This is a genomic window from Bradyrhizobium sp. USDA 3262, from assembly GCF_054060035.1.
Genome location: NZ_JBSSCT010000001.1, coordinates 7,946,475 through 7,958,604 on the forward strand (window position 1 = coordinate 7,946,475; position 12,130 = coordinate 7,958,604).

General features: G+C 62.1%; 11 protein-coding genes and 1 pseudogene. 5 read left to right on the forward strand and 7 right to left on the reverse strand.

Features of this window, described 5'->3' with window-relative positions; all coding sequences use genetic code 11:
- The first annotated feature begins 32 nt into the window (after positions 1 to 32).
- The 5 genes and pseudogenes from ACVWYP_RS37510 to ACVWYP_RS37530 all read left to right on the forward strand — a co-directional run bounded on the left by ACVWYP_RS37510 (position 33) and on the right by ACVWYP_RS37530 (position 4,621).
- Positions 33 to 506, forward strand: a complete 474-nt coding sequence (locus ACVWYP_RS37510; protein WP_016848245.1) for a MarR family winged helix-turn-helix transcriptional regulator — start codon at positions 33 to 35, stop codon at positions 504 to 506.
- Positions 507 to 573: 67 nt separating this feature from the next.
- Positions 574 to 989: pseudogene (locus ACVWYP_RS37515) on the forward strand (IS5 family transposase); the annotation flags it as partial.
- A 703-nt stretch (positions 990 to 1,692) separates the two neighbouring features.
- Entirely contained in the window at positions 1,693 to 1,881 is a 189-nt protein-coding gene (locus ACVWYP_RS37520; protein WP_016848248.1) for a hypothetical protein, read from the forward strand.
- Between the two features lie 1,172 nt (positions 1,882 to 3,053).
- Complete coding sequence (locus tag ACVWYP_RS37525) at positions 3,054 to 3,341, forward strand: helix-turn-helix domain-containing protein (protein ID WP_016848250.1); 288 nt, start codon at positions 3,054 to 3,056, stop codon at positions 3,339 to 3,341.
- The gene (locus ACVWYP_RS37530) at positions 3,338 to 4,621 is read left to right on the forward strand and encodes a type II toxin-antitoxin system HipA family toxin (protein ID WP_016848251.1); all 1,284 of its coding nucleotides are present in this window, start codon (positions 3,338 to 3,340) and stop codon (positions 4,619 to 4,621) included. The genes ACVWYP_RS37525 and ACVWYP_RS37530 overlap by 4 nt, the downstream gene beginning before the upstream one ends.
- Positions 4,622 to 4,704: 83 nt before the next feature.
- Here the strand turns inward: ACVWYP_RS37530 and ACVWYP_RS37535 are convergent, their stop codons facing one another.
- The 7 genes from ACVWYP_RS37535 to sfnG all read right to left on the reverse strand — a co-directional run bounded on the left by ACVWYP_RS37535 (position 4,705) and on the right by sfnG (position 12,109).
- Positions 4,705 to 5,901, reverse strand: a complete 1,197-nt coding sequence (locus ACVWYP_RS37535; protein WP_016848252.1) for an acyl-CoA dehydrogenase family protein — start codon at positions 5,899 to 5,901, stop codon at positions 4,705 to 4,707.
- Between the two features lie 25 nt (positions 5,902 to 5,926).
- Positions 5,927 to 6,712, reverse strand: coding sequence for an ABC transporter ATP-binding protein (locus ACVWYP_RS37540; protein WP_016848253.1), 786 nt, complete (start codon positions 6,710 to 6,712; stop codon positions 5,927 to 5,929).
- 61 nt (positions 6,713 to 6,773) lie between these two features.
- On the reverse strand, positions 6,774 to 8,102 hold the full coding sequence (locus ACVWYP_RS37545; protein WP_035632474.1) for an ABC transporter substrate-binding protein: 1,329 nt from the start codon (positions 8,100 to 8,102) through the stop codon (positions 6,774 to 6,776).
- 2 nt (positions 8,103 to 8,104) lie between these two features.
- Positions 8,105 to 9,175 carry a branched-chain amino acid ABC transporter permease gene (locus ACVWYP_RS37550; RefSeq protein ID WP_016848255.1) on the reverse strand — a complete coding sequence of 357 codons (1,071 nt, stop codon included), beginning with the start codon at positions 9,173 to 9,175 and terminating at the stop codon, positions 8,105 to 8,107.
- A 3-nt stretch (positions 9,176 to 9,178) separates the two neighbouring features.
- On the reverse strand, positions 9,179 to 10,069 hold the full coding sequence (locus ACVWYP_RS37555) for a branched-chain amino acid ABC transporter permease (RefSeq protein WP_018273351.1): 891 nt from the start codon (positions 10,067 to 10,069) through the stop codon (positions 9,179 to 9,181).
- Positions 10,069 to 10,986 (reverse strand): ABC transporter ATP-binding protein, encoded by a 918-nt coding sequence (locus tag ACVWYP_RS37560; protein ID WP_018273352.1) that lies wholly within the window; start codon positions 10,984 to 10,986, stop codon positions 10,069 to 10,071. The genes ACVWYP_RS37555 and ACVWYP_RS37560 overlap by 1 nt, the downstream gene beginning before the upstream one ends.
- 22 nt (positions 10,987 to 11,008) lie before the next feature.
- On the reverse strand, positions 11,009 to 12,109 hold the full coding sequence (gene sfnG / locus ACVWYP_RS37565; protein ID WP_016840953.1) for a dimethylsulfone monooxygenase SfnG: 1,101 nt from the start codon (positions 12,107 to 12,109) through the stop codon (positions 11,009 to 11,011).
- Positions 12,110 to 12,130 lie beyond the last annotated feature (21 nt).

A 12,130-nucleotide genomic window follows, 5' to 3' on the forward strand; every position in this document is an offset into this window, starting at 1 on the left:
ATTATAATGTCAATATAAAACAATGGTGACAAATGAAAAGAGCCAAGCGAACCCCCGAGGGTGACGCCCTGACCGACCTTGTTCTCGATCTCTTCAGGCTCGACAGCCTACTTCTGACGGCCGGCGACCGTCTGGTCGCGCCGCTTGGCCTAACAAGCGCACGCTGGCAGGTGCTTGGCGCCATTGTGTCCGCCGAACGTCCCCAACCGGTCGCTTGGCTCGCACGCGACCTCGGCGGCAATCGTCAAAACGTGCAGCGGATTATCAATGATCTACACAGGGAGGGCCTCGTATCTTTTGAGGTCAACCCGCATCACCGACGGGCGCAGCTCGTCGTGCTCACTGCGAATGGACAGCGCGCCTTCGAAGCCGCAATGGAATTGCAGGCTCCCTGGATCAACGATCTTTCAGAAGGGCTGTCGGTCAAGGATATAAGGATTGTCCATCGCGTGATCACGGCCTTGCGAGATAAGCTTGAGGGCGGCCGTGAGGACAAGTTGGCCTGACATGGCAAAAGCATTGTGCTCGGCCCGGCGCCCGTGATTCAACTTCCCAAACTGGGGCTTCGAATCATTGCGCCATGACCTAAGGGACTACGAATGGGCACTTATCAAGTCTATGCTACCAAACAAGACGCGTGGAGTTCCTCGGGTAAACGACTGACGCGTCCTCATCTTCTGCGTCGTGCGATCTGGGGCACCTTGGCGCGATTTGCCGGATCATTTTGGTCCTTACACTACCTGCTATAACCGCTTTGTTCGCTGGCGTGGGCCGGTCTCTGGAGCCGAATCATAGATACACTCGCCGCTGCTCACGATGCGGCGGTCCAGATGATCGACACTTCTATTGTCCCCGTTCATCAGCACGGAGCGTGCATCGCCAAGAACCAGAGGCAATCGATAGGACGGTTACGGCAGACCAGCAAGATTCGTGCGCTTGTAGATGGCAATGGCCTCCCCGTACGGCTGCCACTGACGCCTGCCGTCGTATTCGGTGGCCGGCATGACGCCGTATCCGCCCCTGCCGGTGCGGAAGATAACGACGCAGACCATGAGGGTGGGCGAGGTTCTATGCATTGGCGAAGGCAAGGCTTTGAGACATCTATCCGGCTCCTGTTCTTAGGCGGGGACCATCCCCGCCCGACAGGCACCAGTCGCGTGGTTGTCAGGGCTGCATGGCTCTCGGCTGGAACGTCGTTGCCGTCACAGTGCGGTGGCTGATCGGCTAGAATGGATTGTAAGTCGATGTGCGGTTGGGAGGTCGACACGGCGGAGTTCAAAGGGCCGCCGACCGTTCACCGATCGCACCACCATGCTGGACATTGGCCTGTAGGAGCGGTGGATAGGAAGTTACTGCAAAATCTATTTCGATCGGACCGAGGTCTATGGCGCAAAGTCCGTCGTTCCCGATCATTTCTGCGCTCTTCTAGGAAAGCGACCGAGCCATCAGGCCGTCGGTCGATGAAGAGGCGGAAAGTTCCAACGTCGTCTACAAGGCGCCCAGAGCGGTCTTGTCGCGTTTGGATCTCTTGGGCTGCCACGGCCAGTACGGCGCGTGAACGGCTGGAGGCTTAGCTCGCAGCGACGCGCGAGACTGGGACGAATACTGCGCCGATGGCGATTGGGCAGAGGAGACGGCCGCGGCACTGCGCTCATTCTTTGTCGAGGATTGGTATCGGCGCGGGCACCCGAAGTGCTGGCGACCCTCTACACGCGCGAGGAGGCGACGGACGAGATCGATCGCCGGATGCGTGATCGCGACGGCGAAGGCCGGCTTTGGTTCGACGGCTATGGATCCTTGATGAGCCTTCGGGCTTTGTTGGATGCCTGCGCTGACGTGCGGCACGTCATCACGGCGCTGATCGGCGGCGGTTGGATCTAGTCGGGCGCCAGCATTTGCGCTGACAAGAGAGCTTCCGCTCCCCTTGATCCCCGTCGGCTGGCAACAACGGTCATTCTTGCCGAGGGCAGCACGGACATTCGGATATTACAACGCTCGCTCACGGCGCTATTTCCAAGCGAAAAGATTACTTCTCGTTCTTTATCCATGCCAAACTGAGCGTGGATGGCGGCGCTGCCTATCTTGTGAAATTCCTAAAGGCATTTGCGGCAGCGCGGGCACCGTTGGCCTCGTAGCCGTATTCGAGAACGACACCACTGCACGTTAGACGTATCGGCAGGCCACCGCCTTGGGACTGCCAGACAACATGATCGTGGTGCTCCCGGACACGGAGCGGAAGAGATACGCTCTTCCTGCACGAGGCCTTCGCCTAGAGAATCGCCCCAATGCCGATTTTTTAAGATCACGTCGCGCGCCTTCTATTGCGCGGCGCATACTCAATTGGCAGCTTGGGCCAATGGCGATTTCCTGGTAGCAGCAGAATTCGTCGGCTCTGGTCTCGACAGCCTTTAGTCGGGAGTCTTTCAATCACTCGGGATCGATCCCGACCACAGCGGCTGCTGACGTTGGTTCTGTAGGAGACGCTGCGGCGATCGAGCACGTTGCTGTAGTCGGAGTAGGCGCGCGCCAATGAGCGAACGGAATGTCGCCGTCTGATCGTCCGGTGCGCTTTGGAGGACGGCGTAGAGCTCCTACGAGGCTTTGATTACATACCGATGTACTTGCGGTGCATCTTTGTCGTGCCCCACCAAATATGGATATCTGGCATCTTCGACGAGGTCGGAACGGTTTAACTTGCCTGCTTTGGCGTGAGACTTTTTCGTAGCCATCGGCTGCGCCCTCGGGACCTCTAACCTTCGGCCGAAAATCCTTTCGGACCCAGATCTTTCATATATGGCGACAGGCATCGCTATCTCCTCGACAGGCCAATTCTCGCTCGTCCCAGGCTATCAAGGAGCCGTTAAAAAGATTTTTCCGGAGCTCGATTCATAAGGATAATTAATTGATCTGATTATATTTTTCTAGTCTAGGCACAAACCTGCGCGTGTTACCGAACGATGACATTTTCAAAAGTCGACGTTCGCTGACATTTTCAGTTGTCGCCGAACGGTGACATATGGTAATGTAAGCGAACGTCAACATTCTGAATTGCCATGCTCATACGCACGTCGGCCGATCTCGGGGCCATCATTCGAGGCACACGCAAACGCCTCAAGCTCGACCAGTCGAGCCTCGCCAAGCGCATTGGCGTCAGCCGTCAGTGGGTTATTGAGGTTGAGCGCGGCCACGCGCGCGCTGAACTCGGCCTAGTGCTCCGCGCTCTTGACGCACTCGGCATCCGTCTAGACGCAGGCAGCGAACAACCCCATGGCCGCGGTTTAGAAAAGCCAGTCGTTGATATCAACGCAATCGTGTCAAAAGCCAAAAAGAGCAGGCCATGACCAACGAACTCATCGCGCTTCTGGACGGCAGGGAAGTCGGCCGCGTGCACAACGACGCTCGTGGCCGTCTCACCTTTGTCTATGACAGCGATTGGCGGCAAACGAGGGACGCATACCCCATTTCGCTCTCCATGCCACTCGCGGCCGAGGAACACGGCCCCGCCGCTGTTCAGGCCTTTCTATGGGGACTGCTCCCGGACAATGAGCGCGTTCTCGATCGTTGGGCGAAGAAGTTTCAGGTCTCGGCCCGCAATGTGTTTGCCCTGATTTCTCATGTCGGCGAAGACTGCGCCGGCGCCATTCAATTCGTCACGCCCGATCGTTTGGAGAAATTGCAAAGCGGTACGGACGACAAGGTTGAGTGGCTTGACGAAGCAGCCGTCGCAAAACGTCTGCAAGCATTGAGAGAAGATCATGCCGCGTGGCGGCTGCCGCGTGATACGGGGCAATTCAGCCTCGCCGGTGCACAGCCGAAAACCGCACTGCTTCTGCAAAGAGGACAATGGGGTATACCGTCCGGACGCATTCCGACAACGCATATCCTGAAGCCGCCGACCGGCTATTTCGACGGCCATGCCGAGAACGAACATATCTGCCTCAATCTCGCGCGTAATCTCGGCTTGCCTGTCGCCGAAACAAAGGTCATGCGGTTTGAGAATGAGGTCGCCATTGTCGTCGAACGCTACGATCGGCAGTTCAGTGGCAATCACGTCATTCGCGTCCATCAAGAGGACGTGTGCCAGGCACGCGGCATCATGCCAACCAGGAAATATCAAAGCGAAGGCGGCCCGTCCGCCACGGATATTATCGAACTCTTACGTACCCATTCCACCGAGAGCGTTGATGATATCGATACGTTCATCGATGCTCTCGGCTTCAATTGGCTCATCGGGGGGACCGATGCGCACGCCAAGAACTACTCATTACTGCTAGCCAACGGCCCAACGGTGCGGCTTGCGCCACTCTACGATATCGCCAGCATCCTTCCCTACGACGATGTTGATCTGCAAAAGATGAAGCTCGCGATGAAGATTGGTGGGGAATACAAGCTTGGTCAAATAGGTGCGCGTGAATGGCGGAAATTCGCCCGCGAAATCCGTTTCGATGCGGAAAAAGTCATTGCGGGACTGAACTCCTTGGCCGATCTGCTTCCGGACAGCGTAAGCGGCGTGTGCGCTACCGCGCAAGCGGAAGGGCTAGATAACGCCGTTATCCAGCGCCTTGCCGCAAAGCTGATCGAGCGAACCAAAGACTGCCAACGCCTTCTGAAAGGCCTCTAAGCTTGCACAACTCACGGTTCGCGGTCGACTAGCGACGGTAGGGAACGGTATTTCCGAGCCTGTGGAGTGCAGGCCGCGAGGCTTTACTCTCCGCCCTCGTAGAACAGTTCCAACGGCAAGCCGACCAGCGCCTTGCCGATCCAGTCGCGTGCGATCACATTGGATGGGCCCATCGCGATCGCGGCGCGCGCGTCTCGATAGGAGCGCTCGATCGGACCGCGATGGTAGCCATAGCCCCCGGTCACGGTCAGCGCGGTGGCCGCGACCTTGTTGGCGACCTCGGCGGCGTGCACCTTGAATTCGGTCAGCGGAATCAGGATCTCGCTCTGCGGCCTGCCGGCGCGCCACAGCACGTCGAGTCGCGCTGCGAGCTCGTTGCGCCACGGCCGCAAGGTCTCGACCAGCACCTTGGCGGCGCCGAGCTCCTGCCGGATCGCCTGGTAATCCGATAGGCTCTTATTCCGATCCTTGTGCACGAAGCTCGTGGTGTGCGCCACCGCCGCGTTCAGCGCTCCGCGCGCCACGCCTTCCCAGACCGCGCCGAGCCCGATCAGATAAACCGGCGACACGCCGTCATAGATGATCTCCTTGCCCTGCCCCTCGGTGCCGAGCCGGTCGCGCTGTGGCACCCGCACATTGCTGTAGCGGATCGGACCTGAATGATTGGCCCGCACGCCGAGCGCATCCCAAGGCCGTGATTCGATCCCTTGGGCCTTGCCGTCGACGATGAAGAACACGATATCGGCCTGGTCCTTTGCGCCGGGCGTGCGCGTCTGTACCACATAGTAGTCGGCCTGACCCGAGCTGGTCGTGAACGACTTCTCGGCATTGACGAGATAATCCTCGCCGTCGCGCGAGGCTTCCGAGAGATTGTACCACCAGTGCCCGCCGGTGGCGCGCTCGCTGGTCGAATAGGTGCCGAGCAGACCACCATTGTTGGATTTGAGCCAGCGCTCCTTCTGGTCGGCGCTGCCGAACAGATTGATAGTTTGGGCCGCGCCGACATGCATCACATAGACGAGGCCGGTCGAGGCATCGGCTTGCCCGATGCGATACGCGGCTTCGGCGAAGTCGACGTGAGCGAGACCGAGCCCGCCATGCTGCACCTCGTTCAGCACGCCGGTCCATCCGGCCTCCGACAGCGCGCGCAGATTCTCGCGCGGAAACCGGCTCTCCTTGTCGTTGCGATCGGCGTTCACCTTCACGGTGGCGTCGATCGCGGCGTCGAGTCTTGCATAGACGTCGTCGTCGATCTTTCGGGCGAGATTTTCTTGGGCCATGGTCGTTCTCCTGTCCGGGTTGATGTCAAGCGACAGCCTGGGTCGGCTGCCGGCTCGGATCGACTTGTGACGATCCGCCGAGATAGAGCGTCTTGATGTCGCCGCGCCGCCGCAGCTCGGCGGCGGCACCCGCGAGCACGCTGCGGCCGTTCTCGAGCACGACAGCGTGGTCGGCGAAGCGTAGCGCCACCGTCGAGTTCTGCTCCGCGACCAGGATCGACAGACCCTGCTCGGCATTGAGCTGTTTGAGCGCGCGAAGAATCCCCTCCACGACGAGCGGCGCCAGCCCCATCGACGGCTCATCGAGCACCAGCAGCCGCGGCCGCGACATCAGGGCGCGGCCGATCGCTGTCATCTGCTGCTCGCCGCCGGAGGTCAGCCCGGCCAGCGAACGGCGCCGCTCCTTCAGCCGCGGAAACAGCGTGTAGACGCGGTCGAGATCATCTGCGGTCTCGGCGCGGGTCGCATCGCGCCCGATCGCGCCGGTGAAGAGGTTCTCCTCGACCGTCAGCGACGCAAAACAGTGCCGCCCTTCGAGCACCGGCACGATGCCGGCCCGCACTAGCGCGGCGGCCGATATGCCGGCAAGATCGTGGCCCTCGAACAGGATGCAGCCCGCAGTGATCTGGCCGCGACGGGCGGGCAGCAGCGCCGACACTGCCTGCAAGGTGGTCGATTTGCCGGCGCCGTTGGCGCCGAGCACGGCGACAATTTCGCCCGGCCGCACCACGAGCGACACGTCGCTGACGGCGCCGATGGCGTGATTGTAGGTCGCGGCCAGGCCGTCGACTGAGAGCAGGACTTCACTCATGGTTCGATCCGTCGAGTTACCGGCTGCGGGAGGCACAAGGCTCCCGCAGCGGCGCGATCGATTACTGGCTGACCGGATCGTCGCCGGAGGTGCGGGGCGTGATGCCATGCTCCTGGGCATAGGCGGCCGCGGACTTCTCGATGATCGGCCGCAGGGACGCCCAGTCCGGCGCGATCCAGTCCGACACCACCTTCCACTTCGCGCCATCCCACTGCTGGAAGGTGACGCGGCCGTCGCCCTCGTGATTGTCCCAAGTGACGTTGATCGAATGGAACAGCCCCTTGGCGCCGAGCGCCTCGACCCGCGCCGGATTCAGTTGCAGATGCTCAAAGCCCCAGCGCACCTCGTCGCCGGTCAGCGTGCGCTCGCCGAACTTGGCCTGCGCGATCCTGATCGCCTCGACGTTGAGGATGCCGTTCACGATGCCGAGGTTGTGGTAGACGCTGCCGATCCGCTTCTTGTCGTCGAGATTGCCCTTCCCTGCGCCATAGACGGTCTTGATCACCTCTTGCAGCACCGGATATTCGGCACCGGAGGCTTGCGTGGTGATCGCGATATAGCCTTTGGCTGCGTCGCCCGCTGGGATCACGTCTTCCTCGGAATTGGACCAGACATTACCGATGATGTGGTCGGCCGGGAAGCCGACCTTCTGCGCGGTCTTCAGCGCCACCGGATTCATCACGCCCCAGCCGCGCAGCACCACATAGTCGGGCTTGGCGCGCCGGATCGAGAGCCACTGCGACTGCTGCTCGTTGCCGGGATGCGGCACCTCGATCTGCTCGACGCTGAAATGATACTTGTCCGCGAGGAGCTTGTAGATCGGGATCGTCTCCTTGCCGTAGGGCGAGCCGTGATAGAGCACGACGATTTTCTTGTCCTTGAGCCTGTCGACGCCGCCTTCGCGGCTCGCGATGTAGTTCACGATACCCGAGGTCTCGCTGTAAGGATTGAGCAGCAGCGGGAAGACGTAGGGAAAGACGCGACCGTCGGTCGAATCGGTCCGGCCATGGTTGACGGTGATCAGCGGCACCTTGTCCTTGGTGATGCGGTCGATCATGGCGTAGGCGATGCCGACCGACAGCGGATTCCAGGCAGCGACGCCGAGCCGGTTCTTCAACCGCTCATAGACTTCGACGCCGCGCTCGACCTCGTACTGGGTCTCGCCCTCGTCCCAGGTCAGTTTTACGCCGTTGACGCCGCCGTCGCGGATATTGATTAGGTTCAGATAGTCGATGAAGCCGCCGAAGAAGCCGGTGCCGCCGGCGGCATAGGGGCCAACCCGATAGCTTTGCAGCGGAAAGAACTGCTCGTCGGCGTGGACCGCCGGTGCTCCAGCAAATGCAAGGACGCCCACTACCCCCAGCGCGAATTTCAAGTGTCGAAACCTCATCGTCAGCTCCTTGATGTGTCAGTTGCAGGAAACGTCTTGCGGAGGCCGGTCCACGCGGCCGACGCCGCGCGAAACCGGTCCCACAGCGCGATCAATCCGCGCGGCTCCGCGATCAAAAAGGCGATGATCAGCGCACCGATCACGATGCGCTGGCTCATCTCCAGCACGCCGGAGTCGAACACGCCACCGAGCAGAGCCGCGCCGAGCCGCGACAGGATCAGCGGAAACACCACGATGAAGGCCGCGCCGAGGAACGCGCCGCGCAGCGATGCCAATCCACCGATGATGATGATGAAGAGGATCTGGAACGAGCGATCGAGATTGAAGCCGGCCGGCTCGACTGTGCGCAGGTAGGCAAAGGCCCACAGCACCCCAGCGACCCCGATCAGGAACGAGGATACGCCGAACGCCAGCAGCTTGGTCCGTAGCAGCGGCACACCGATCACCTTTGCCGCGATCTCGTGATCGCGGACCGCGATGAAGTTGCGGCCGGTCTGCGATTGCAGCAGCAGCAAGGTCAGGATCGTCGCCACCGTCACGACGGCCAGCGAGAACAGGTAGCGGCCCGCCGCGCTGGTGAAGGAATAGCCGGCGATGGTCAGCGCTGGCGCATCGATCACGCCGGACGGATTGTCGTTGGAGAACCAGCCGAACTTGGTCAGCGCCCATTGTACGAAGAACTGCGCCGCGAGCGTCGAGACCGCGAGATAGAACCCGCGCAGCCGCAGGCTCGGCAGCCCGAACACGATGCCGATCGCGGCCGCGACGAGGCCGGCCAGCACCAGGTCGAGCAGCAGCGGCAACTCGGGCAAACGGAGATGCAGATTGTAGGCGGCATAGGCGCCGACCGCGAGGAACGCGGCCGAGCCGAGCGACACCTGCCCGGCATAGCCGGTGAGGACGTTGAGCCCGACCGCGGCGAGCGCCAGCGCGAGGAACGGCGTCAGAACCGCGTCCATCAAATAATCCGAACCGGCGAGCGGGATCACGCCGAACGTAATCACTGCGCCGATGCCGATCAGGATGCGGTCGATGACGGGGAGGGTCTGGCGCGGGTTCGAGGTTGCGTCCATGTGCTAGACCCTCTCGACCAGCTTCTGCCCGAACAGTCCCGAGGGCCGCACCAATAGGAATACCAGCGCGACGACATAGCCCGCCCAAGCCTCGATGCCGCCGCCGACCAACGGGCCGACATAGACCTCGGCGAGCTTCTCGATCGCGCCGATTAGGAGGCCCCCGACGATGGCGCCGGCGATCGAATCGAAGCCGCCGAGCACGAGCACCGGCAGCGCCTTGAGCACCACCAGCGACAGCGAGAACTGCACGCCGAGCCGCGCGCCCCACAGCAATCCGGCGACCAGCGCAACGATGCCGGCGACCGTCCACACGATGGCCCACACCCGCGGCAGGCGAAGGCCGACCGCAAGTGCTGCAAACGGATCGTCGGCGACGGCGCGGAACGACAGCCCTGTCCGCGTGGTGCGGAAGAACAGCGCGAACAGCGCAACCAGGCTGCCCGCCACCGCCGCCGCGAACAGATCGAACCGGCTGATGAAGACGCCGACGATATCGAGCGGCACGTCGCTGATGCCGATGTCGAGGCCGTGGACTTGGGTGCCCCACAACAGCTGCGCCGCGCCTTCGATCACATAGGACAGCCCCAGCGTCGCCATGAACAAGGTGATCGGCGGCTGGTTGACCAGCGGCCGCAACACCGTGCGCTCGACCGCGACACCGAGCGCGACCATGATCGCGAGTGTCGCCAGCAGCGCAAGCGGAAGCGCGACGCCGCGCTCGACCAGACTGACGAAGGTCAGCGCCGCGAACAGCAGCATCGCGCCCTGCGCGAAGTTGAGCACCCCCGAAGTCTTGTAAATCACCACGAAGCCGATCGCGACCAGCGAATACATCACGCCCGACAGCAGGCCGCCCACCAGCACTTCGATGAGGAATTGATAGTCAAACATCAAAGTGCGAGCTCCGTTTCGTCCGCATGCGCGACGCCGAGATAGGCATCGACCACCGCCTGGTCGGACCGCACCTGGTCCGGCGTGCCGTCGGCGATTTTGCGGCCATAGTCGAGCACCGCGACGCGATCGGACAGCCCCATCACCACACCGATGTCATGCTCGATTAGGACGATGGTGGCGCCATAGCTGTCGCGGGCGTTGCGGACATGCGCGGCCAATTCGTGCTTCTCGCCGAGCGTGACGCCCGCAAAGGGCTCGTCGAGCAGCAAAAGCGACGGCCGCGCCACCGGCGCACGCGCCAACTCGACGCACTTCTGCAAACCATAGGGCAAGGTTCCGGCGGCGCGGTCGCACACCTCGCGAAGGTGCAGGAAGCCGATGACGTCTTCTGCGGCGGCGCGGTTCTCCGCTTCGATCCGCCGTGCCAGAGGCGAGCCGGCGATCTGGCGCAGAAAGCCGGCGCGGACCCGGTGCGCCACTCCCATCAGGACGTTGTCGCGCACCGAGAGGCCCTTGAACACAGCGAGATTCTGGAACGTCCGCGCCACACCATGCTGCGCCAGCCGCGCCGTAGGTACATGGCCGAAGGAATGCTCGCCGAGCCAGACCCGGCCCCGGTCCGGCCGGTAGAGCCCGCTGATGACATTGAGCAGCGAGCTCTTGCCGGCACCGTTGGGGCCGATCACCGCGCGGATCTCGCCTTGTGCGACCTCGAGATCGATGTCGCGCAGTGCGGCGACGCCGCCGAACGAGAGCGAGATGTCAGCAAGCGCGAGCACCGGCTGGATCTCGCCACTGCCTCGTTTCACGAGCGCACGGTCCGCGACGTCCGCGCGCGCGGACAAGGGCGCAGAGAGAGCCGGCTCGACAAGGGCGCCATCCAATGGAAGCACACCCGCGCTTGCTGCGATCATGGTCACGCCAATGTTTCCCGAATCACTCGGCGGCCTGGACGTGCCGCGCCGCGTCCGCTTCCAGTGCACGCACCAGCGGAATGACGCGGCGGCCGAAATACTCGACCTCTTCCTGGAAATGGAGGAAGCCGAGCAGCACCAGGTCGACCCCGATCTTCTTGAGCGCGATGATGCGCTCGGCGATCTGCTCGGGCGTGCCTATCAGGTTGGTCTTGAAGCCGTCATTATACTGGACGAGATCCTCGAAGCTCGATTTGGCCCAATTGCCCTGACCTTCCGGTGAGGCTTTGCCGGCGTTCTTAACCTCGTGACCGAAGGCGTTGACGGCCTCCGGATCGGCCTTGGCGATGATCTCGTTGAGGACGCTGCGCGCCTCAACCTCGCTGTCGCGCGCGATCGCGAACGCATTGACGCCGATCCTGACCGAATGGTTGTTGGCCCTTGCCTTGGCCCTGATGTCATCGACCTGCTTCTTGATCTCATCGACCGAATTGCCGTTAGTGAAGTACCAGTCCGACACCCGCGCGGCCATGTCGCGCGCCGCGCGTGAGCTGCCGCCCTGGAAGATCTCGGGCAGCGGCTGGGCCGGCTTCGGCTTCAGCGTGTAGTCGCTGAAGCGATAGAAATCGCCGCGGAAGGTGAAGCTGTCCTGGGTCCAGATCCCGCGCAGCGACCGGATGAACTCTTCCGAGCGCCGGTAGCGTTCGTCGTGATCGAGCCAAGGTTCGCCGATCGCGGTGAACTCGCCACGGAACCATCCAGAGACGATATTAACCGCAACGCGGCCCTCGGTGAGCTGGCTGATGGTGGCAATCTGCTTGGCGGCAACCGCCGGATTCCAAGGCCCGGGCAGCAGCGCCGCGATCACCTTCAGCTTCGTGGTCGCCGCGAGCAGCGCGTGGCTGAAGGCGACCGGCTCGTGCTGGAACTCGGCGCCATAGCCGGCCGTGAAGCGGATCTGGCTCAGGGCATAGTCGAACCCCGCCTGTTCCGCGATCTGCGCCAGTCGGCGATTGTAATCGATATCCCAGCCGGTTCGCTGCTCGAGCTTGCTGATCACGAGGCCGCCGGAAACGTTCGGCACCCAATAGGCGAATTTGATCTGATCATGGTTCGCGGTCATAGGAATGTCCTTCTGAAGTTT